This is a genomic window from Caldicellulosiruptoraceae bacterium PP1 (genome assembly GCA_041320695.1).
Classification (GTDB): Bacteria; Bacillota; Thermoanaerobacteria; order Caldicellulosiruptorales; family Caldicellulosiruptoraceae; genus JBGGOQ01.
The window spans coordinates 77,633-99,580 of the sequence record JBGGOQ010000006.1 but is presented as its reverse complement, the minus strand read 5'-3'; the positions used below and the strand labels follow the sequence as shown (position 1 = coordinate 99,580).

The following is a 21,948-nucleotide window of genomic DNA, read 5'->3' as shown; positions in this document are numbered from 1 at the left end:
TTATCTTATTAATAATACTTCTGTTTTTTCGTAAGCCTCATTTATTAATCCTTCAACATCAAGCTTTTTCTCTTCTTCAATAACATCTAAAAGACTTGGTTTAGTTTTGGGATGTTTAGGAACAAAAACAGTACAACAATCTTCATAAGGAAGTATTGAAATATCATATGTTCCAATATTTTTTGAAATTGTAACAATCTCTTCTTTGTCAAAACCAATTAAGGGTCTGAAAACTGGTATTTGAGCTGCATTATCAGTACAAACAATACTCTCCATTGTTTGACTTGCAACCTGGCCAATACTTTCTCCTGTAATAATAGCTTGTCCTCCATTTGATTTTGCAATTATTTCTGAAATCTTCATCATAAATCTTCTCATAATAATAGTTAAATATCTTTCGTTACATTTTTCGTAAATCTGTGTTTGGATCTCAGTGAAAGGAACTAAATGAAGTTTAATTTGTGTAGTATAAGAAGCTAATACCTTACACAAATCAATAACCTTCTCTTTGGCCTTTTCACCTGTATACGGAAAGCTAAAGAAATGAATTGCTTCTAATTCAACACCCCTTTTTGCAACTAAAAACCCAGCAACTGGGCTATCAATTCCACCTGATAATAGCAAATGTGCCTTCCCATTTGTTCCAAGTGGCATTCCACCTATACCTTTATATTGTTCAGCATAAAGATAAACTTTGTCTCTTACCTCAATTTCCAAAACAAAATCAGGATTATGCACATCAACACTTATATTTAACCTGTCTTTATAATTTTTAATAAGATGTGCACCAACTAATTTTGATATCTCAGGTGAAGTATATGGAAATGATTTATCTCCTCTTCTTGACTCAACCTTAAATGTTTTTTTATCTTTTTCATATTGGCTTTGAAGAACTACTTCTGCTGCTTTTTTGATACTTTCAATATCTTTATCTGCTACTTCGCAAAGCGTAAAGCCAACAATTCCAAATACCTTCTTTAATCTCTCAACTATTTTATTATATTCATTGTCAGAAATATTTTTTATATAAATCCTTCCCTGTTCCTTCTCAACAGAAATATTAAATTCTCTAAGCCTTTGTTTAATATTCGCAACTAATTTATCCTCAAAAATAGGTCTATTTTGACCTTTTAAGGCAATCTCGCCAAACTTAATAAGAATTGTTTTCATTTATATCATCCTTTTACTTATATATTCTTCTAAGTAACGGTATATTTTTCTTTATTGTATCAATAACAATATCTACTTCAGATATATTATTAAATAACGAAAAACTAAATCTTATACTACTTGCTGCAATATCCATAGGATACCCAAGTGCATATAAAACCTTATTATATGTTCTTCCTTTAGAAGAGCAAGCAGATCCTGATGAAGCATATATTTTGTATGCCTCAAGCGTATGCAGCATAACTTCTGATTTTATTCCTAAAAATGAAACATTTAATATACTATCACAAGTAACATCTAATGGAGAATTAATTGAAATATTATCTATTTCAGAAAGCCTTTCAATAAAGTATTTTTTTATCTCATATATTTTATTTGGTTCTAATTCTTTTCTTTTTTTGTAAAATTCAATTGCCTTCATTAATGAAAATATACCTAGCGTATTTTCAGTTCCTGGACGCACTTTTTTTTCTTGATTGCCACCAAAAAATAAAGGTGCAATATTAGTACTATTTTTTAGATATAAAGCTCCAATACCTTTTAAAGCATGAATTTTATGCCCACTAATTGTTAAAGCATCACAGTTTATTTGTTTTACATCTATTTGCTCTTTTAAAAAGGACTGAACAGCATCAACATGAAATAAAGTATCAGAATTTATTGATTTTATTACTTTCCCAAGTTTTTGAATATCAAATTTGTGTCCCGTTTCATTATTTACATGCATAATGCTTACTAATATTGTATTTTTATCAATCATAGAAGAAAGATTATCAATATCTATCTGCCCATTTTTATCAACCTTTATATACTCTACTAAAAACCCTTCTTCTTTTAGCTTTTCAAATGTATTTATAACAGAAGGATGTTCAACCTCTGTTGTTACTATTTTTTGTCCTCTTTTTTTGTTTACTCTTGCTAACCCTTGGATAGCTAAATTATTACCTTCTGTCCCACCCGATGTAAAAAAAACTTCATCTGGTCTTGCATTTATCTCCTTTGAAATAACTTCGCGAGCAGATTTTATTACTCTTTCTGATTGTATTCCTAACCTATGAAGTGATGATGGGTTACCATAATTTTCGGATAAAAACTTAGGAATCTCATCAATTAATTCATCAAATGGTTTTGTTGTGGCAGCATTATCAAAGTAGATTTCCATTATTTCACATCCTTTGTTACATATCACCTAAAAGAGCTTGTATAATTGATATTGTAGAAATAGCAGCAGTTTCAGCTCTAAGTATTCTATTACCTAATGAAACTATTTTAACCTTATCATTATATATTGATAATCTATCTATCTCTTGCTGTTCAAAACCACCCTCTGGGCCTATCAAAATACCAATATTTTTATATTGTTTATTAGCTAATATATCCTTCAATCTAATATTATTGCTTTTTTCATATGGGACTATTAATATATCTAATTCATCCAAAAAGCTTTCAATTTTTGATAATTCTATACTCTTTATTATTTCAGGGTTTACCGGCCTTTGACATTGTTTTTGTGCCTCTTTAGCTATTTTTGTCCATCTTTCGATTTTTTTATTTTCTTTTTCAGATAAATCAATAACAACCCTCTGTGAATCCACAGGCACAATCTTTTTTACACCTAATTCGGTGGCTTTTTGTATTACAAAATCCATTTTAGCACTTTTAATTAGGCATTGAAATAAGATAATATTTATATTTGACTCTCTATTATTCTTATCTTTATTTAATATTTCAAGTCTAATAATATTTTTTGATATCTCAGTTATTCTAGCACTGTAATCCCAGTAACCATCGCATAATTCTATTATATCTCCTATATTTTTTCTTAATACCTTAACAATATGCTGAATATCTTCAGTATTATCTATATATGCATTATTTTGTTTTAGTTCAAAATTTTCAAGATTAATGAAAAACTTTGGCAAAATATTCACCTTACCTTACTAACCAATGCATACCAGTCATTCATATTTAGAACTTCAATAATCTCAAACCCATTTTCAATCAATGCTTTCTCAACATCAGATAATCTATCTTTGATTATTCCAGAGGTTAAGAAAATAGAATTTTCTTTTAATACATCTTTGACCTTATTTGAAAGCTTTATTATAATATCTGCTACTATATTTGCGATAACAACATCAAATTTTTTATCAATTCCTTCAATTAGATTATTCTTTTTTATCTCAATATCAACATTATTTAGCTTTACATTTTCAGAGCAAGATTTTACTGCTACATCATCTATATCAACTGCCAAAACATTTTTAGCCCCAAGAAGCTTTGCAGCTATACTTAAAATCCCTGTACCGCAACCAACATCTATAATCTCTTGACCCGATTTTATATACTTTTGAAGAAGTTTTATACACATAGCAGTTGTTTCATGTGTACCTGTTCCAAAAGCCATACCAGGGTCTAATCTAATTATTATTCTATTCTTTTCATTTTTATATTCCTCCCAAGAAGGAACAATAGCTATATTATCAATTTCAATAGGCTTATAGTATTTTTTCCATTCATTAGCCCAGTCTTCTTCATCAATTTGAGAAATCTCAACCTCTTTTGCACCTACATCTAAAAATCTCCCTATATAATTTAATCCTTCTTTAATTTGATAAACAACCTCTGAGATATTGATATTCTCTGGAAAATATGCCCTAATTAATGCATAGTCTTTTTTAATAAGAAGTGATTCATCAATATAATCCCAGCTTACATTTTCACTGTTATCAATTACATCATCTTCAACAACAACCCCATTAACACCTAAGTCATAGAGGAAGCTTGATATAGCATCCTCAGCTTCCTCTTTTGTTTTTATTCTAACTTCAAACCATTTCATTACAATTCACACCCACTTTATAGATTATAAAAAAGCATCCCTAAGTCTTTCAAAAAATCTCTTTCTCTTTTCATACCCATCTTCATTACTAATTTCATCAAATTTTTTCAAAAGTTCTTTCTGTTTATCACTAAGCTTCTTTGGTATCTCAATTATAAATCTTACTATTAAATCCCCTTTTCCTCTACCTCTTAAATAGCTTAAACCCTTACCCTTTAATCTAATTTCATCACCATTTTGTGTCCCAGCTTCAACCTTAATTCTTGTTTTACCTTCAAGAGTTGGAATTTCAATCTCTCCACCTAGTGCAGCCAATACAAATGTTATTGGAACATCAATATAAAGGTCAACTCCATCTCTTTTAAATATTGGATGTGGTCTTACTCTAACACCAATTTTAAGATCACCATTAGGACCACCTCTTACTCCAACTTCACCTTCACCACGAAGTGTTATTACCTGCCCATTATCAATTCCGGCAGGAATATTGATTTTAACTTTTCTTTGCTTTTTAACTTTACCTGTTCCACTACAATCTTTACATGGATCAGTAATAATTGTCCCAACACCACCGCAGGCATCGCAAGTTCTTATTGTTGACACCTCACCAAATAGTGTTGATTGTCTTTGCCTAACTTGACCTGTTCCTCCACATTTTCTACAGGTTTGTGGTGATGAACCAGGTTTTGCACCGCTTCCATTACATGTTGGGCACTTTTCAGTTCTATATACTGGTATCTCTTTTTCTATACCAGTTGCAGCCTCTTTTAAATCAAGTTCAATTTCTACATATATATCGCTTCCTCTTTGAGGTCCTTGAGATCTTCTTCTTGAAGAACCACCAAAAATATCAAAACCATCAAAAATGTCCTCAAAAATATCGCCAATATTAGTAAAGTCAAAACCAAAACCGCCAAAGTTTGTTCCACCTGCACCACCTGCCCCATAGGATGGATCAAATGCTGCGTGGCCAAATTGATCATATTTTCTTCTTTTATCTGGATCACTTAATACTTCATAAGCTTCATTTATTTCTTTAAATTTCTCCTCAGCCTCTTTATTCCCTGGATTAGCATCAGGATGATATTGTTTTGCTAACTTTCTAAATGCTCTTTTTATCTCATCTTCTGTTGCATTTTTGCTAACACCTAAGACTTCATAATAATCTCTTTTCTGTGCCATAATTTTCACCTACCTTATTCACCAAAAATATTATATCACACAAAAAGCCAAAGCCATATTGGATATGACTTTGGCTTAGAAGATTTTTATTTATTAATATACTTTGTAGTCTGTGTTAACTCCACCATCGTTATTACCATCATTAGCTCCTGGGTTAGAGCCTGTATCAGTAGGATTAGCTCCACCTTGTTGATAAAGTCTTGATGAAATATCATAGAATGCCTTTGTAAGTTCATCAATCTCTTTTTCAATTGCATCTTTATCTTCGCCATTCATAATATCCTTAAGAGATTTTAATTTTGCTTCAATTTGTTCTTTTTCTGAGCTACTTACTTTATCTCCTAAGTCTTTTAGTAGTTTCTCTGTTTGATAGATTATCTGGTCAGCTCTATTTCTTGTTTCAACAAGCTCTTTTCTCTTCTTGTCTTCTTCAGCATACATTTCAGCCTCTTTAACAGCTTTTTGTATTTCATCTTCACTAAGATGTGTTTGTGATGTTATTGTAATTCTTTGCTCTTTACCAGTTCCTAAATCCTTAGCTGATACATTAACAATACCATTAGCATCAATATCAAATGTTACCTCAATTTGTGGAACTCCTCTTGGTGCTGGTGGAATACCATCAAGAATGAATCTGCCCAAAGTCTTATTATCTTTTGCAAATGGTCTTTCACCTTGAAGAACATGGATTTCAACAGATGTTTGCCCATCTGCAGCAGTTGTGAATATTTGGCTCTTTTTTGTTGGTATTGTTGTATTTCTTTCAATTATTTTTGTAAACACTCCACCATATGTTTCAACACCAAGTGAAAGTGGTGTAACATCCAAAAGAAGAATATCTTTTACTTGGCCAGAAAGAACGCCTGCTTGAATAGCAGCACCAATAGCAACACATTCATCAGGATTTATGCCTTTAAATGGTTCTTTTCCAGTTAATTTCTTTACAAATTCTTGAACCATTGGAACTCTTGTAGAACCACCAACTAAAAGAACTTTATCTATTTGCGATGGGCTTAATTTTGCATCATTTAAAGCTGTTTCAACAGGTTCTTTTGTTTTTTCAACAAGGTCTTTTATAAGTTCTTCAAATTTAGCTCTTGTAAGAATCATATCAATATGTTTTGGTCCAGTAGCATCAGCTGTTATAAATGGAAGATTAATATTTGTTTGCATTGCAGATGAAAGCTCAATTTTTGCTCTTTCTGCAGCATCTTTTAGTCTTTGCATAGCAACCTTATCTTGTCTTAAATCTATGCCTGAATCTTTCTTAAACTCATCAGCTATATAATCAATTATTCTTTGGTCAAAGTCATCTCCACCAAGTCTATTATTACCTGAAGTTGCTAAAACTTCAATAACACCATCACCTATCTCTAAGATTGATACGTCAAAAGTTCCACCACCAAGGTCATATACCATAATCTTTTGATGACCTTCTTTGTCAAGTCCATAAGCTAATGCTGCAGCTGTAGGCTCGTTTATGATTCTTAATACTTCGAGTCCTGCAATTCTTCCTGCATTTTTTGTAGCTTGTCTTTGAGCATCTGTAAAGTATGCAGGAACTGTGATAACTGCTTGTGTAATCTTTTCACCAAGATAAGCCTCAGCATCAGCTTTAAGCTTCATAAGAATCATTGCTGAGATTTCTTCTGGAGAGTATTCTTTGTCATCAATCTTAACCCTTCTATTTGAACCCATATCTCTTTTTATTGATATTATTGTTCTATCAGGATTTGTTATTGCCTGTCTTTTTGCAGCTTGACCAACAAGCCTTTCGTTATTTTTTGTAAATGCAACAACTGATGGTGTTGTTCTAAAGCCTTCTGAATTTGGAATTACTTCTGGTTGTCCACCTTCGATTATTGCCATACATGAGTTGGTTGTTCCAAGGTCAATACCTAAAACATGTGCCATTTATATCATCCTCCTTAAAAATTAATTTGCGTTTGCAACTTTTACTAAACTATATCTTATAACTCTGTCTTTTAGCTTATATCCCTTTTGAAGCTCTTCAATAACTATATTTTTACCATAATTCTCATCTTCAACATGCATTATTGCGTTGTGAAGATAAGGGTCAAATTCTTTATTTAAAGCCTCTATAGGCTCTATACCAAGCTTTGATAAAACATCATCAATTTGCTTTTTGATCATCTCGAGTCCTTTTAGCATTTCATCTTTATTATCAGTTTCTTTAGCTGAGTTTATAGCCCTTTCAAAGTTATCAACAATGGGCAATATCTTTGAAACAACATCAGCTACAACCTCAAAATACATATTTTCTCTATCTTTTGCCATTCTTTTTTTGTAGTTATCAAAATCAGCAGCAACTCTTTGACAAAGGTTTTTATATTCTTCTATCTCTTTTTCTTTTTGTTCAAGCTTTTTTATAATTTCATTTAATTCTTGATTTTCTTCATTTTGTTCAATATTTTCCTTATTTTCAACCTCAATTTTTTCGTCATTATTAATACTTTCGGTAACATTTTCATTTTGAATGTTTTCATTAATTTCTTCATTAATCTCATTTTGATTAGTTTTTACATTGTCATCCATTAAGTTATTTCACCTCTTTATTCAATGAATAATCTTGTAAGAATAGACGAAATTTCATCACAAATAAAATCAACAAGCGAAATGGTTTGTGAATATTTAAGCCTCTTTGGTCCAATAATACCTAATGTTCCTGCAATACTGTCACCAATTTTATATGATGATAATATTATGCTGCATTCCTTCATATCATCAACTGAGTTTTCTTTACCAATTCGGATTGTTACATCATTTAAGTCATAGGTTCTTAGAATTTGTCTTAAAAGGTCTTTTTGTTCAAAAATATGAAGAAATACCTTTGCTTTAAATACGTCATTAAACTCTGGAAAGTCAAATATATTTTTAGCACCACTTAATAAAACCTCAGTATCATCAGCAGCACTAATTGTTTTTATAATAATATCGATTATCGGAAACAATATTTCAGAATTTTCACCTAATTCCTTTTCAACATCTCCAATTATATTTTCATCAATTTGCTCTAACATTAATCCGCTGAGCTTTTGATTAAGAATATTTGTAATTATTGTAAAGTCTTTTGATTTTACACTTTTTGGTTTTGTTAATATTGTATCTTTAACAATTCCAGTGTTTGTAACTAATATTAGTATAAACCTTTTGTCGTCAACAGGAATTAGTTGTATATGTTTTAAAAAGCTTTTCTTTACAGTAGGTGTTGAAATAACAGCAGTGTAGTTTGTAAGCTCTGATATGAGTCTTGCTATTTTTCCCATATATTCATCAATTTCGTTTATACTTGTATCCAAAATATTTTTGATATACTCTATTTCTTGATTTTGTAAATCCTGAACTTGCATAAGCTCATCAACATAGTATCTATATCCTTTATCAGAAGGTATCCTGCCTGCTGAAGTATGAGGTTGTTCCAAAAAGCCTAACTCTTCAAGGTCAGACATTTCGTTTCTGATTGTAGCAGACGATAAACCAAAAATATATTTTTTTGCAATTGTTCGTGAACCAACAGGCTCACCAGTATTAATATAGTCATCAATTATTGCTTGTAATATCTTTCTTTTTCTTTCATCCAACATTTTCCTCACCTTTTATTAGCACTCATACTTGGTGAGTGCTAATTCTAAAATATAATATAACTCTATTATAAAAAATTGTCAAGTGATTTGGAGGGATATTTAAATGAATTCTTCCCAAACAACATTAGCAAGATCAATGCCTTTTTCTGTCAATCTTAAATTTGAACCATTTAAAGTAATAAGATTATATCTCTGAAGCTTTTTTATCTTTTCATTATAAATATTTAAAAAATCTGCATTATATCTTGTATTAAAGTCATTAATATCAATACCCTTAATTTTTCGTAGACCCAAAATAATATACTCTTTCATTGATTCATCTTTATTGATATATTCTTTATTTAGCATAATTTCGCCTTTTTTTATATTATTAAGATAACTACTCATATCATTTAAATTTTGATACCTATAACCTAAAAAATAGCTATGTGCAGCAGCACCAATACCTATATAATCCCCTAATTCCCAGTAAACTAAATTATGTTTTGACTCAAAACCTTTTTTAGCATAATTTGAGATTTCATATTGATAAAAGCCATATTGCTTTAAAGTATTATTTGCCAACCAGTATATTTCCCTTTCCTCATCTTCATTAGGAATATACTGACTTATTGAATCAATGTTAAAGTAAAAATTTGTGTGTGGTTCTATTTTGAGAGAATAAATTGACAAATGTTTTATATCAAACTCTAAAAGTTTATTTACTGTTATTAAAAACGAATTTATTGTTTGTTTTGGTATGCCAATCATTAAATCAATGCTTATATTATCAAAATACTTTAATGCTAATTTAATAGATGAAATTGCTTTATCTGCAGAATGAACTCTACCTAACACTTTTAGTTCATCATCATTAAGTGTTTGAACTCCTATACTTATTCTGTTAATTCCACAATCTTTATATACAGAAATCTTTTCTTCATTTATAGTCTCTGGGTTTGCTTCAATAGTGATTTCTATATTCTCACTCAATTTAAAGTTTTCTTCTATAAAATTAATAAGATCTGTTATATATTTTGGTTCAAGTAATGTAGGTGTTCCTCCTCCAATATAAATTGTATTTATTAATAAATCATATTTTTTATACAAAAGAAGCTCTCTTTTTAGAGAGCTAAAGTATTCTTTTTGTAATTCTTTATTTGCGTCACTTATTGAATAAAAATCGCAGTAGTTACATTTCTTAATACAAAATGGTATATGAATATATAATGAAATGTTTTTTTTCATTTATTTTCCCTCGTGTTAATCAAGTTTTAAAACTGCCATAAACGCTTCTTGTGGTATCTCAACGTCACCTATCTGTTTCATACGCTTTTTACCTTCTTTTTGCTTTTCAAGAAGCTTTTTCTTACGTGTAATATCCCCACCATAGCACTTTGCCAAAACATCTTTTCTCATAGCTTTTATTGTTTCTCTTGCAATAATCTTACCACCAATACAAGCTTGAATTGGTATTTCAAATAGATGTCTTGGAATTTCCTCTTTTAATTTTTCAGCAATTCTTCTTGCTCTTTGGTATGCTTTATCTTTATGAACAATAAAAGATAGTGCATCAACTATCTCTCCATTTACCATAATATCAAGCTTGACAAGGTTTGATTCGCTATACCCAATAAACTCATAATCAAATGAAGCATAGCCTTTTGAACGTGATTTTAGAACATCAAAAAAGTCATATATAATCTCCATAAGAGGCATTTCATAGGTAAGTATAACTCTTGTGGTTTCAATATAAGACATATCTTTAAAAATACCACGCCTTTCTTGGCACAGTTCCATAATAGCTCCAACGAATTCGTTAGGAACCATTATTGTTGCCTTTACCATTGGCTCTTCCATCATTTCTATTTCATTTTGAGGTGGAAGATTGGTAGGGTTATCTATTGTTATAACAGTTCCATCTGTTTTTGTAATTCTAAATACAACAGATGGTGCTGTTGTTATTATTCCAAGATTATACTCTCTTTCCAATCTTTCTTGTATAATCTCCATATGAAGAAGTCCTAAAAAACCACATCTAAAGCCAAATCCTAAAGCAGCAGAAGTTTCTGGTTCAAAGAATAATGCAGCATCGTTTAATTGTAGCTTTTCAAGAGCTTCTTTTAATTCTTCATATTTTGTATCACCTGTAGGATAAATACCACAAAAAACCATAGGATTTAGCTTTTTAAAACCAGGTAACATCTCTTTTGCTGGATTTTCAACTGTTGTTATAGTATCACCAACTCGTGTATCTCTAACTGTTTTTATTGAAGCAGCAATATAACCAACATCACCAGCTTTTAATTCTTCACAAGAAATTAACATACCAGGTTTAAAATATCCAACTTCAGTAACAGTAAATTCAGCACCTGTTGACATCATCTTAATCTTCATATTGGGTTTGACAAACCCATCTACAACCCTAACATAAGCTAAAACGCCTTTGTAGTTATCATAAAAAGAATCAAATATTAATGCCTTTAAAGGCTTTTTTTCATCACCATTTGGTGGTGGAATTCTTTCAACAATCTTTTCAAGAACTTCTTCAATATTTAATCCTTGCTTTGCTGAAATAAGTGGAGCATCAGAAGCATCAAGTCCAATTATATCTTCAATTTCTTTCTTTACCTCCTCAGGTCTTGCACTAGGAAGGTCAATTTTGTTTATAACTGGAATAATCTCAAGATTATGCTCTAATGCAAGATAAACATTTGCCAATGTTTGTGCCTCAATTCCTTGTGTTGCATCAACAACAAGAATTGCACCATCACATGCCGCTAAACTTCTTGAAACTTCGTAGGTAAAGTCTACATGTCCCGGTGTATCTATTAAATGAAATATATAATCATTTCCATCTTTAGCTTTATAATTAAGTCTTACTGCTTGAGCCTTTATTGTTATACCTCTTTCACGTTCAATATCCATTGTATCTAAAACCTGGTCTTGCATCTCTCTTTCTGTTAAAGCACCAGTAAGTTCTATAATCCTGTCAGCCAATGTTGATTTCCCATGGTCAATATGAGCTATAATGCAAAAGTTTCGAATTCTTTCCTGTAATCTATCCACGCCTTTTCCCCCTAAAGATATTGTAAAGTTTAATTTATCTGTTGTTCCCAAGCTTTTATTTGTTCAATTAGTTTTTTTGCATAATTAATATATGACTTTCTAATATCATTTCGATTAATAATTTCATTTGCATTTAATATATAGTAATCATAATATGAAGAATTTGTCCTTTTTGTTCTATAAATAAATGTAGGAATTATATTATATTTAATTGTAACATTATCTTCAACTTTTTTTATATTTATGTTAGCAACAAGCCCAAATCTGTTATATGGCAGTATTACTAATTGGTCGCAGAAAAAGTTACCTAAAGAATAAAAAACAACACCTTCATGTACAACATGATTGTCATCTTCAACCTTTAATTTTTCAACAGGATGAATTGCATGTGGGTGGGATCCAATAATAATATTAACACCATTTTTAATTAATTCTTTGGCATATTCCAACTGTTGATAATTAGGTTTTGTTGTATGCTCTACTCCCCAATTAACATATGCAATAATAACATCACAATTCAAACTTTTAAGATATTCAATCTCATTTTTTATAACTGTTTTGTCAAGTGTGCTAATATAATCTTTATAATCAGAATAAGCATCTAAATATACAGTCTTAAATTCACGTGAAAAAGTTGCAATACCTATTCTTAATCCATTAATCTCTAATACTTTTGACTTTGCTTCATCTTTATTTGTGTTTGTACCAAAAATGTTAATATTATTCTTTTTAAAGTTTTCTATAGTTGTAATTAATCCATCTTTCTTTTTGTCAAATATATGTTGTGATGAAAGAATTACATTTTTAAAACCTATGTTTTTCATAAACTTTGCAAATTCGCTTGGTGCATTATATTTTTCATAGCTTGAAACACCAAATTCATCACCAGCAAGAACACTATCAAATTTAAAAAATGCAGCATCAGAATATGAAATCTCATAAACCGATTTAAAAATTTGTTCATCAAATGAATAACTTTGTGTATCTTGATTATAATATGAATTTAATATATAACCGTTTAAAAATACATCCCCTGTAAATAAAAGGTTTGCTTTCTTTTCCTCAGGTTTTATATTTTTTGCTTCATTACTTGCACTATTATTCTTTTTGGGTGTAGTATTTTTAAATTCAACAGGCTTTTTTGTATTTTTTATCTCATTATTAGTTGGCATATAGCTTTTCATAAATGTGTTTTCATAATAAAAAAAAGCATTTACAGCTATAAGACCCACTATTACTAAACTTAATAAGAAGTATAAAAACTTTTTCATTTTAGATACCTCTCAATTCTGAAATATTAAAACATTTGAATTTTTCATCTTCAATAGGAAATGTAACTATATTCCTTACAAATTTAGCATTTGATAAATATTGAAGCAAACCTCTTTTTTCAAAATTAAAGTGAATATAATATGCGTATAAGCACTGATATTCAGCTTTGTATTTTTTATTTAGTTTCCAGTCTCCATATTTATCATCACCAATTATTGGTATTCCTATATGTGCTAAGTGAGCACGAATTTGGTGGGTTTTTCCAGTTATAATTTCAGCTTCAACTAAAAACAGATCCTCAATTTTATTAATAATTTTATATTTTGTAATTATTTTGCTAAACCCTTTCTGTTGCTTATCAGAGATAAATACTTTATTGTTTTTTTGATCTTTATAAAGATATGATACTAATTTATCTTGTTTTTTTATATCTGAGCTTTTTGTAAGTGCTAAATATTTTTTTTGAATTTTTTTATCACTAAAATATTTTAACATTTCACTTAATGATTGTCTATTCTTTGCAATAATCAAAAGTCCACCAGTATTCCTATCTAATCTATGGCACAATGCCGGTATGAAATCACTTTTTGATCTATACCTATCATTTATCCAATCTACAACTGAATATTCATCATTATTATCTGGATGAGAGGGTATGCCAAAAGGTTTATCTATTATTAATAAATTATCATCTTCGAAAATAATTTCAATTACCTTTTTTGAATGTTCCAAAAATTTTTCTTCAATATCAAATTCTATCAAATCACCCAAAACAACAACCTGACCTAATTTAGCTTTTTGACTATTTACCAATATATTTCCTTTTCTTAGTAGTTTAAAAATAATACTCATAGGAATTGTTTTATATTCATTTTTTATTACTTTTTCAATTTTTTTATCCTGTTCTTTATTATCAACATAAAAACTAATTTTCAACTTATCAACCTCTTTCATTAACATCAATTATATTAATATCATATAATAAAAAAGACAAAAATAAAAATGAAATGATAACTATGAAAATAGGAATAGATGGAAGAGCTGCAAAATGGTATAGAGGATCTGGTATAGGAACTTACACATATCAACTAATAAATAATCTTGCACATCTTTCAAATGAACATGAATACTTGATTATATGGCCTGAAGAGTCGAGTAATGAAACAATTTTAGCAAAGAACATTAATTTTAACTATATGTCTCAACAACTTGATAAATTCTGGGAACAAATTATGATAAAAGAGATAATTATTCAAAATGATATAGATATTTATCATGTACCACAAAATGGTATTGGAATACCGCTTTCAAAAAAATGCACGTATATAATTACACTTCATGATATTATACCTTTTAGAATGCCCGAAACTGTGGGGCCAGGATATCTTCAGATATTTAGAGACTATGTTCCCAAAATTATGAAAATAGTTGATGCAGTTATAACAGTGTCAGAGTTTTCAAAAAAAGATATCTGTGAGTTTTTTGATTATGATGAAAATAAGGTTTTTGTGACTTATTTAGCACCAGAAGAAGTATATAAACATATCGATATTGATAAATGTAGAGTTTTATTAAAAAATAAATTTAATATTGATTTTCCTTATATATTATACCTTGGTGGCTTTTCTCCTCGTAAAAATATTAAACTTCTTATCCAAGCATTTAATTTTATAAGAAAAAAATATAAAGATTTGCATTTAGTTATTCCCGGCAAGCTTACTAGAAACTATGAAGAATTATTTAATTTAATAAATTCATATGGAATTCAAGACTATGTTCATTTTCTTTCTTATGTTGAAGTAGATTATCTTCCTTATCTATATAGTGGTTCAGAAGTTTTTGTTTACCCTTCTCTATATGAAGGGTTTGGTCTTCCTCCTTTAGAGGCTATGGCTTGCAAATGTCCTGTTATTACAAGTAATGTAACAAGTATGCCTGAAATATTGAAAGATGCAGCTATATATATAAATCCATATTCATTAGAAGATTTGATTGACAAATTGGATAAAGTGCTTTCTGATAATACTATAAGATCTAGTTACTCTGAAAAAGGTTATGAATATTCTAAAAACTTTACTTGGCAAAAAACTGTTTCTGAAACAATTGATATTTATAATAAAATATTTGCCTTGAAAAATTGAAACTTGTAGATTATAATATTGAATACAAAAGAATAAAAAAGTCGGGGCGTAGCTCAGTTTGGCTAGAGTGCTAGCTTGGGGTGCTAGAGGTTCGCTGGTTCAAGTCCAGTCGCCCCGACCAATTTTATTTTAGAGAGATTAATAATTTATATATATCAAATAGTGTTTTCCTCTTTATTTCTTTTGAAGCAATAACATCAGTCTTTGCAATTAGTTTACCATCTATATAAAATTCAACTTTTCCAAGTAATTGGTCTTTTTTAACAGGGGAATTTACTTCTTTTTCAATCTTTATTTCCTTTGTAATTCTGCTTTCCTCTCCTCTATTAAGAAGTAATTTCACATCATTTTTTATAACAGCATCAACATAATCTTCTAAACCGTTTTTTACTTTAACTGTTCCAATCTTTGTATTTTTTGTGTAAGGATAATATAAAGTGTAATAAGCAAATCCATAGTCAAGTAATTTTGTTGCTTCTGAAAATCTTGTTTTACTATCATTAGCTCCCATAATTACGCATATTAAATGAAGACCATTTCTTTTTGCTGATGCTGAAACACAGAAAAGTGCTTTTCCTGTTGAACCAGTTTTAACACCTGTTGTCCCTTTGTAATGCCTTACTAATCTATTTGTATTAGTAAGACCAAAACTACCATTTCTTATTGTGTCCATCCATATTGTAAGATATTTTTGTATCCATTGGTGTTTTAAAAGCTCTCGTGACATTATTGCAATATCATAAGCACTTGAATAATGATTATCTGCATCTAATCCACATGCATTAACAAAATTAGTATCATTCATACCAAGTTCCTTTGCTTTTTTATTCATCATATAAACAAATGATTGCTCACTTCCTGCTATGTGTTCAGCAAGTGCAACAGCAGCATCATTTGCAGAAGCCACTGCAACACATTTTAAAAGTTCTTCTACCTTCATTTGTTCTCCTTCTTTAAGGTAAACTTGTGAGCCTCCCATGCTTGATGCATGTTCACTTGTTGTAACAGTATCATCAAGCTTTATTTTCCCGTTTTCAATTGCTTCACATATTAATAAAAGTGTCATTACTTTAGTAATAGATGCAAGAGGTAATCTTTCGTGAGCATTTTTTTCATATATAATTTTTCCTGTTTCGAAGTCAATTAAAATAGCTGATTTTGACTTAATGTCAATCTGTTGAGTTTGGTTGTTTTCTGCAAAACTATTTGTTAATGAAAATGTTAATAATAATATGATGATGATACATATAATTTTTTTCATATTAATCCCCCAATCTAACTTTATTCCTTATTATAATTTTTGTATTTTAATAAATACTTATTCATTTACATATAAAAAATTGAATTTGAAATACTAATAATTGAAATTATTTTTTGAGGTGATGGTTAAGTTGAAAACAAATATTAAGATAATAGTATTATTAGTAATATTAATTTTTTCATTGACTCTTGCTACTTTCCAAAACCAAATTGCATTTAAATATTTCATTAACCCTATTGTTATCTCATACTATGGTTCTACAGGTGCTGAAGTTATTGAAATTCAGAAAAGACTAAAGCAATGGGGATATTACAATGGTGCTATTGATGGAGTCTATGGTTATAAAACATATATGGCAGTAAGATCTTTTCAAGCTAAGAATGGTCTTAAGGTAGATGGAGTTGCTGGAAGTGAAACATTAAAAGCAATGGGAATTGTGATACCATATTCTAAAACTTCGTATAGTTCTGATTTAAATCTTCTTGCTCATCTAATTTATGGTGAAGCAAGAGGAGAACCATATATTGGACAAGTTGCAATAGGAGCTGTTGTATTAAATAGAGTAGAAAGTCCCCTTTTCCCAAATTCAATAGCTGGAGTAATATATCAGCCAGGTGCATTTACAGCTGTTTCTGATGGGCAGATTAATCTTCCACCAAACCAAAGTGCAATTAATGCTGCAAGAGATGCGTTAAATGGTTGGGATCCAACAGGTGGTGCACTTTATTACTATAACCCAGCAAAAACAACTAATAAGTGGATTTGGAGTAGACCTATTCTTACTGTAATTGGTGATCATATATTTGCAAAGTAGGAGTGAAAATATGGTATTACCATTTGAAATATATCCAGAAAAAGCATATGCAGGCGATAAAATAATAATTAAATATAATAATGGAATTCTTTTAGACAACTTACAGAAGGATATTTATTTAATATTTGGATATGGAAAAGAAGATATTGAAAAGGTTTATAAAGCTAAAATGGTAAAGAAGGATAATGCATATATAATGGTTATTCCAGTCATTGGTCTTAATACTGTTTTTATTGCTTTTGAAGATAGCTTTAATAATAAAGATGATAATAATAACTCGTTTTATAAGATATATACGCAAAAAAAGGAGTGATTGATTTTATTCACTCCTTTTTTGGCATTCACTACAAAGTCCATAAAATTTAACTATATGGTCAACAACCTTAAATCCATTTTTCTTCTCAATCTCAGCTTCCAATATCTCTAACAAATCCTCTTCTGCTTCTTCAATCTTTCCGCAGTTAATACAGATAAGATGATGATGTTTATGGAACCTATCTTCTTCATTTAATTCAAATCTTGAACAACCATCATCTAAATCTATTTTATTGACAACATTCAAATCATTTAACAGCATCAATGTCCTATATACAGTTGCAAGACCTATTTCTGGCATCCTTTTCTTGACAATGTCATATATTTCTTCGATACTTAAATGTTTCTCCTGATTATCTATCAATGAATCTAATATAATTCTTCTTTGTGTAGTTAGCTTATAACCCTTTTGCTTTAATTGTTCTTTTATTTCATCTATTTGTTTTTCATCCATCAAGCTTCATACCCTCACTAAGATATCATATGATAATCATTGTATGCTTTTATTAATATTTTTGTCAATAGTACAGTTTGATTTGCATTTTTTACAATTCATATCACATTTTAAGCTTTCAGAAATGGGAGTATTACACCTTGGGCACCTAGAATTTTTATTCAAATCATATTTAAATCCACAAACCTTACATATAATCATTTTTTCACCCTCTAAAATATAACATTTGCAATAAATCCACCAACTAAAATAGCAATGACAGCACTTGAAACCCATACAGATAAAGCATTCTTAAACCCATTTTCTTTAATCATCATAACAAATGAGCTTATACATGGAACAAATAACGTTGTAGTAACTAATGCTACAAACATCTGTGGCTTAGTTGTAGGAATTGTAACAAGTCCTGCAGCCCCATAGTCTCTTCTTATAATGCCTAATATAAATACTTCTGCCATTTGTGGTGGAAGTTTTAAAAAACCAGATATTAAAGGCTTAGCAAAATTTTCAATTGTTTTTAATAGATTAAAGGCATCTAAAACACCTAAAAACAGTGTTCCAATAACAAATATAGGAAATGCTTCATATAAGAAGCCTTTTGTTTTAAAATAGGTCTTTTTCAAAACATTTTTTGCAACAGGTATCCTCATTGGTGGTAAATCTATAAAAAGATCAGTTGAAGAACCAGGAGTTACTTTATTTAATATCTTTCCTGCAATCCCAAAAATCAATAAAATTATTGCAACAAAAGCAATAAAATACCAAAATCCCATTTTTGCAATCAGTCCAGTAATTATACCTAATTGTGCTGAACATGGTATTGTTAATCCCAATAAAAATACTGCAATAAATCTTTCTCTTTTTGAACCAAGAATCCTTGTTGTAACTGTAGCCATAGTAACACAACCAAAACCCAATATTATTGGAATAATTGCTCTTCCATTTAAGCCAATTTTATTTAAGAATTTATCTATTAATGCAGCTATACGTGGCAAATAACCACTATCTTCAAGTAAACCTAAAAACAAATGAAAAGCTGTAACAAGTGGTAATAATAAACCAAAGAATATAATAGGAAACATTGTAAGAAGTCCAAAATTCCCAATTAATAATTTATTTATTTGTTTATTAGATATAAATCCATTCAACAAGTTATGAATGAAGGTACCGTATTGATCATTCATAATTCTATTCATTGTAAAATCAACAACTTTTTGTGCTACTACAACACCCATAAGGTAATAAAGAATATAAATTGATATTAAAAGAATGGGATAACCTGTTATTGGATTTAATAGTATTTCACTTAATTTCCTCTTTAATTTTTCATTTTTCTCATCATACCTAACAATATTAGAAATTATGTTATCAATATACTGCCTTCTGTAACTGTATAATTCTTCTTGAATGCTCGAAAAATTTTCACAAAAAACTTCATTGTCAATCAGAAATTCAATTAGTTTGTCTTCTTGTAACATGTATTTATTTAAACTTTGGTTTCTAATGCCTTTTCTAAATTTACTTAGTGATTTTTTAATTAAATCCATCCCTCTATTTTTATTTGCTGATACAGGTATTACCTCTACTCCAAGCTGTGATTTTAATTTATCTATATCAATTGAAACCTTATTTTTTTCTACCTCATCCATCATATTTAAAATAACAATAACTTCTTTCCCAAGGTCAATTAATTGCTGTGTCAAAAAAAGGTCTCTATCTAAATGCATTGCATCTACAACATTTAAGACTTTATTAACATTTAAAACAATATTTCTTGTAACTATCTCTTCATCATTAAAAGAAGAAATACCATACACACCAGGTGTATCAATCAAGATATAGTTATCCAAATAACCGAAGTTTATATCAACTGTTGTTCCAGGAAAATTTGAAACCTCAACATACTTTCCAGTAAGCCTATTAAAAACCACTGATTTACCTACGTTTGGATTTCCAACTAAAGCAATCCATTCTTTGTCTTTTGGAATATTAGTTATTTCAGTGCTGCAGTGACAACTCATCAAATTCTTCCTTTCTAAATCTATTTTACTTCAATGTTCTTTGCAATATTTCTTCCTATTGCAAGTTCCTGGTTGTTTTTTCTTACAATTATTGGCCCATTTGAAATTTTACCAATGCATTTAACCTTAGAGCCCTCATTAATTCCTAATCTATAAGCAAAAAGTTTTGCATCTAACTTAGAAATTTTATGGATTGTAACCTCTTGACCTTTATTAATACTATCTAATGTCATTTGAATACCTCCTATTTATTAATATTAATTATCAAATAAGAATGATAATTAATATTAATTGATAATTATTCTCAATTAGATTATAGCAAAAAGGAAAAATGATGTCAATTTTTTGTTTTATGCATTTTGGGGAAAGTTTTTTATAAAATGTCCTACCTAGTTAGATAGAGAGATAGCTCCTTTTAGGCAATATATAGTTTTTTCTAATTGAATTTTACCTATAAATTGTAAAATAAAAATTCTAAAATTATATTCTTAGATGACCTCTAAATAAAATTTAGTAAATAATTATTATGTGCGATATATTTTATTCAGCATAGATTGCCATATTAGAGTTGTTTTAATAAGAAACAGAGTTGATTAATAAGGATATATATTGATATAGATAAGAAGCCATTCACTTTTTTGAAATGGCTTCTACATAGTTATTTTTATGACTTTCATTGATGTAACTATTAGCATTAATTTTTATTTTCTATCAAATCTTTTTTTATTTTTTAACATAACAATTACACAACTATTAGTAACAAACTTCACAATTGCTGTTGTTGACTTTTCAAATGTATCATAGATTCGACCTGCACTGTAGCAACCTCTTGGAACAGTATTTGTGCTATTTGCAATATATCCTATTTTGCCTTTATCCTTAATTGAAACCATAATTGCTTCATCGTCATATTCATTATCAGGCTCTTTTGTAAGAATCACTTTCATACCCGGTTTAAAAATTCTAAAACCGTAATAGTGATTGCAGCCAACAATTGCTGCATAACGCGGCTTGTTCATAATTTCCCCTCCCCTAATAATTATTTTTTCTAATCCTCAAGATGCCTTGATTTTGTAAACAATTCTGCAAATTCACTAGTTAGGTTCTCCATCTTTTCATCAAAGTCTACTCCATCATTTTCTGTTTCTTATATTGCCACATATATAACCCTATACCGATACTACAATTTATCTATATTATATTTATTATTTAATCTTGGCTACTTAATATAAGGTATCTCATAATAAGTATTTTTTCCTTTGCTCTTTCTAACCATCAATCCTTCATCTGTCATCTTTTTTAATATTTCTCTTGCTTTTTTCTCTTTAATTTCTAAAATTTGTTCAACTTCTTTTGTTGTAATTCGTCCTCTATTTATTATTGCTTTTAATACTATCAGTTCTTGGTTTGACAATGTATTAAACTTTTCCGGCATTTCGGTGGTGCTTTCCAGCACATTACCGGTACTGTGTGAGTCTTCTCTATATATTTCCACACTCACAAAATCCCCAGTTTCTTTTATAATTGGCTCTTTTAATCCATAGCTTAAACAAAATGATTTTATTCTCTTTATATCACTACCCCATTGTTCAATATAATTTAATTTTCTGAACACTCTTGCAATGACTTTATTTCTAATTTTAGATCTACCTTCTTGTATGTCTTTTTCGGTTAAGGTGCACGGAAATCATCCTGGTGATAAAATATTTAATATCCTCGTAAATTCCAATTTTTATATCTATTACCATATTGGTATAACCTCAGCTAATAATTGCACTAACTAAAGCTCCTTTTATTGCTTAAAAAAGGATTTGAAAAAGGAA

21 protein-coding genes, 1 tRNA gene and 1 pseudogene are annotated in these 21,948 nt (G+C 29.4%); 4 read left to right on the top strand and 19 right to left on the bottom strand.

Annotated features, from left to right (window positions below):
* The 12 genes from thiI to ACAG39_09040 form a co-directional block, all read right to left on the bottom strand.
* Complete coding sequence (gene thiI / locus ACAG39_09095) at positions 1 to 1,170, bottom strand: tRNA uracil 4-sulfurtransferase ThiI (GenBank protein ID MEZ0537390.1); 1,170 nt, start codon at positions 1,168 to 1,170, stop codon at positions 1 to 3.
* A gap of 13 nt (positions 1,171 to 1,183) precedes the next feature.
* The gene (locus tag ACAG39_09090) at positions 1,184 to 2,332 is read right to left on the bottom strand and encodes a cysteine desulfurase family protein (GenBank protein MEZ0537389.1); all 1,149 of its coding nucleotides are present in this window, start codon (positions 2,330 to 2,332) and stop codon (positions 1,184 to 1,186) included.
* A gap of 16 nt (positions 2,333 to 2,348) precedes the next feature.
* Entirely contained in the window at positions 2,349 to 3,101 is a 753-nt protein-coding gene (locus ACAG39_09085) for a 16S rRNA (uracil(1498)-N(3))-methyltransferase (GenBank protein MEZ0537388.1), read from the bottom strand.
* Positions 3,098 to 4,012, bottom strand: coding sequence for a 50S ribosomal protein L11 methyltransferase (gene prmA, locus ACAG39_09080; GenBank protein ID MEZ0537387.1), 915 nt, complete (start codon positions 4,010 to 4,012; stop codon positions 3,098 to 3,100). The genes ACAG39_09085 and prmA overlap by 4 nt, the downstream gene beginning before the upstream one ends.
* A 24-nt stretch (positions 4,013 to 4,036) precedes the next feature.
* Positions 4,037 to 5,194 (bottom strand): molecular chaperone DnaJ, encoded by a 1,158-nt coding sequence (gene dnaJ, locus ACAG39_09075; protein MEZ0537386.1) that lies wholly within the window; start codon positions 5,192 to 5,194, stop codon positions 4,037 to 4,039.
* 93 nt (positions 5,195 to 5,287) lie between these two features.
* The gene (gene dnaK, locus ACAG39_09070) at positions 5,288 to 7,108 is read right to left on the bottom strand and encodes a molecular chaperone DnaK (GenBank protein MEZ0537385.1); all 1,821 of its coding nucleotides are present in this window, start codon (positions 7,106 to 7,108) and stop codon (positions 5,288 to 5,290) included.
* A gap of 21 nt (positions 7,109 to 7,129) precedes the next feature.
* Positions 7,130 to 7,750, bottom strand: a complete 621-nt coding sequence (grpE, locus tag ACAG39_09065; protein ID MEZ0537384.1) for a nucleotide exchange factor GrpE — start codon at positions 7,748 to 7,750, stop codon at positions 7,130 to 7,132.
* Between the two features lie 17 nt (positions 7,751 to 7,767).
* Positions 7,768 to 8,799 carry a heat-inducible transcriptional repressor HrcA gene (gene hrcA / locus ACAG39_09060; GenBank protein ID MEZ0537383.1) on the bottom strand — a complete coding sequence of 344 codons (1,032 nt, stop codon included), beginning with the start codon at positions 8,797 to 8,799 and terminating at the stop codon, positions 7,768 to 7,770.
* Positions 8,800 to 8,898: 99 nt separating this feature from the next.
* Entirely contained in the window at positions 8,899 to 10,026 is a 1,128-nt protein-coding gene (gene hemW / locus ACAG39_09055) for a radical SAM family heme chaperone HemW (protein MEZ0537382.1), read from the bottom strand.
* A 15-nt stretch (positions 10,027 to 10,041) separates the two neighbouring features.
* The gene (lepA, locus tag ACAG39_09050) at positions 10,042 to 11,847 is read right to left on the bottom strand and encodes a translation elongation factor 4 (GenBank protein MEZ0537381.1); all 1,806 of its coding nucleotides are present in this window, start codon (positions 11,845 to 11,847) and stop codon (positions 10,042 to 10,044) included.
* A gap of 29 nt (positions 11,848 to 11,876) precedes the next feature.
* Positions 11,877 to 13,118 (bottom strand): CapA family protein, encoded by a 1,242-nt coding sequence (locus tag ACAG39_09045; GenBank protein ID MEZ0537380.1) that lies wholly within the window; start codon positions 13,116 to 13,118, stop codon positions 11,877 to 11,879.
* 1 nt (position 13,119) lies between these two features.
* A complete protein-coding gene (locus tag ACAG39_09040; GenBank protein ID MEZ0537379.1) occupies positions 13,120 to 14,055 on the bottom strand; it encodes an RluA family pseudouridine synthase in 936 nt (311 codons plus the stop codon).
* Positions 14,056 to 14,135: 80 nt separating this feature from the next.
* Here ACAG39_09040 and ACAG39_09035 point away from each other — a divergent pair, with 80 nt between their 5' ends.
* The gene (locus ACAG39_09035; GenBank protein ID MEZ0537378.1) at positions 14,136 to 15,260 is read left to right on the top strand and encodes a glycosyltransferase family 4 protein; all 1,125 of its coding nucleotides are present in this window, start codon (positions 14,136 to 14,138) and stop codon (positions 15,258 to 15,260) included.
* Between the two features lie 42 nt (positions 15,261 to 15,302).
* A tRNA-Pro gene (locus tag ACAG39_09030) sits at positions 15,303 to 15,381 on the top strand.
* Positions 15,382 to 15,384: 3 nt separating this feature from the next.
* Here ACAG39_09030 and ACAG39_09025 read toward each other — a convergent pair.
* The gene (locus ACAG39_09025) at positions 15,385 to 16,521 is read right to left on the bottom strand and encodes a D-alanyl-D-alanine carboxypeptidase family protein (GenBank protein ID MEZ0537377.1); all 1,137 of its coding nucleotides are present in this window, start codon (positions 16,519 to 16,521) and stop codon (positions 15,385 to 15,387) included.
* Positions 16,522 to 16,702: 181 nt separating this feature from the next.
* Here ACAG39_09025 and sleB point away from each other — a divergent pair, with 181 nt between their 5' ends.
* Complete coding sequence (sleB, locus tag ACAG39_09020; GenBank protein ID MEZ0537376.1) at positions 16,703 to 17,335, top strand: spore cortex-lytic enzyme; 633 nt, start codon at positions 16,703 to 16,705, stop codon at positions 17,333 to 17,335.
* Positions 17,336 to 17,345: 10 nt separating this feature from the next.
* Entirely contained in the window at positions 17,346 to 17,648 is a 303-nt protein-coding gene (locus tag ACAG39_09015; GenBank protein MEZ0537375.1) for a hypothetical protein, read from the top strand.
* A 6-nt stretch (positions 17,649 to 17,654) separates the two neighbouring features.
* On the opposite strand, the gene ACAG39_09010 is transcribed toward ACAG39_09015, so the two are convergent.
* From ACAG39_09010 to ACAG39_08985, 6 genes and pseudogenes are all read right to left on the bottom strand, one after another.
* Entirely contained in the window at positions 17,655 to 18,104 is a 450-nt protein-coding gene (locus ACAG39_09010) for a Fur family transcriptional regulator (protein ID MEZ0537374.1), read from the bottom strand.
* A 212-nt stretch (positions 18,105 to 18,316) separates the two neighbouring features.
* Positions 18,317 to 20,125 (bottom strand): ferrous iron transport protein B, encoded by a 1,809-nt coding sequence (gene feoB, locus ACAG39_09005; GenBank protein ID MEZ0537373.1) that lies wholly within the window; start codon positions 20,123 to 20,125, stop codon positions 18,317 to 18,319.
* Between the two features lie 20 nt (positions 20,126 to 20,145).
* Positions 20,146 to 20,358, bottom strand: a complete 213-nt coding sequence (locus ACAG39_09000; GenBank protein MEZ0537372.1) for a ferrous iron transport protein A — start codon at positions 20,356 to 20,358, stop codon at positions 20,146 to 20,148.
* Between the two features lie 468 nt (positions 20,359 to 20,826).
* On the bottom strand, positions 20,827 to 21,144 hold the full coding sequence (locus tag ACAG39_08995; protein ID MEZ0537371.1) for an HIRAN domain-containing protein: 318 nt from the start codon (positions 21,142 to 21,144) through the stop codon (positions 20,827 to 20,829).
* Positions 21,145 to 21,344: 200 nt separating this feature from the next.
* Entirely contained in the window at positions 21,345 to 21,620 is a 276-nt protein-coding gene (locus ACAG39_08990) for a helix-turn-helix domain-containing protein (GenBank protein ID MEZ0537370.1), read from the bottom strand.
* Positions 21,621 to 21,626: 6 nt separating this feature from the next.
* Positions 21,627 to 21,788: pseudogene (locus ACAG39_08985) on the bottom strand (ATP-binding protein).
* Positions 21,789 to 21,948: the final 160 nt, after the last annotated feature.

What these genes read in the sequence shown, in the direction of transcription:
- hrcA (MEZ0537383.1), bottom strand. Translation starts at nt 8,799, where the DNA reads ATGTTGGATGAAAGAAAAAGAAAGATATTACAAGCAATAATTGATGAC.
- ACAG39_09025 (MEZ0537377.1), bottom strand. Translation starts at nt 16,521, where the DNA reads ATGAAAAAAATTATATGTATCATCATCATATTATTATTAACATTTTCA.
- ACAG39_08995 (MEZ0537371.1), bottom strand. Translation starts at nt 21,144, where the DNA reads ATGAACAAGCCGCGTTATGCAGCAATTGTTGGCTGCAATCACTATTAC.
- dnaK (MEZ0537385.1), bottom strand. Translation starts at nt 7,108, where the DNA reads ATGGCACATGTTTTAGGTATTGACCTTGGAACAACCAACTCATGTATG.
- ACAG39_09035 (MEZ0537378.1), top strand. Translation starts at nt 14,136, where the DNA reads ATGAAAATAGGAATAGATGGAAGAGCTGCAAAATGGTATAGAGGATCT.
- thiI (MEZ0537390.1), bottom strand. Translation starts at nt 1,170, where the DNA reads ATGAAAACAATTCTTATTAAGTTTGGCGAGATTGCCTTAAAAGGTCAA.
- hemW (MEZ0537382.1), bottom strand. Translation starts at nt 10,026, where the DNA reads ATGAAAAAAAACATTTCATTATATATTCATATACCATTTTGTATTAAG.
- ACAG39_09010 (MEZ0537374.1), bottom strand. Translation starts at nt 18,104, where the DNA reads ATGGATGAAAAACAAATAGATGAAATAAAAGAACAATTAAAGCAAAAG.
- prmA (MEZ0537387.1), bottom strand. Translation starts at nt 4,012, where the DNA reads ATGAAATGGTTTGAAGTTAGAATAAAAACAAAAGAGGAAGCTGAGGAT.
- ACAG39_09000 (MEZ0537372.1), bottom strand. Translation starts at nt 20,358, where the DNA reads ATGACATTAGATAGTATTAATAAAGGTCAAGAGGTTACAATCCATAAA.
- dnaJ (MEZ0537386.1), bottom strand. Translation starts at nt 5,194, where the DNA reads ATGGCACAGAAAAGAGATTATTATGAAGTCTTAGGTGTTAGCAAAAAT.
- ACAG39_09015 (MEZ0537375.1), top strand. Translation starts at nt 17,346, where the DNA reads ATGGTATTACCATTTGAAATATATCCAGAAAAAGCATATGCAGGCGAT.
- ACAG39_09090 (MEZ0537389.1), bottom strand. Translation starts at nt 2,332, where the DNA reads ATGGAAATCTACTTTGATAATGCTGCCACAACAAAACCATTTGATGAA.
- ACAG39_09045 (MEZ0537380.1), bottom strand. Translation starts at nt 13,118, where the DNA reads ATGAAAAAGTTTTTATACTTCTTATTAAGTTTAGTAATAGTGGGTCTT.
- feoB (MEZ0537373.1), bottom strand. Translation starts at nt 20,125, where the DNA reads ATGAGTTGTCACTGCAGCACTGAAATAACTAATATTCCAAAAGACAAA.
- grpE (MEZ0537384.1), bottom strand. Translation starts at nt 7,750, where the DNA reads ATGGATGACAATGTAAAAACTAATCAAAATGAGATTAATGAAGAAATT.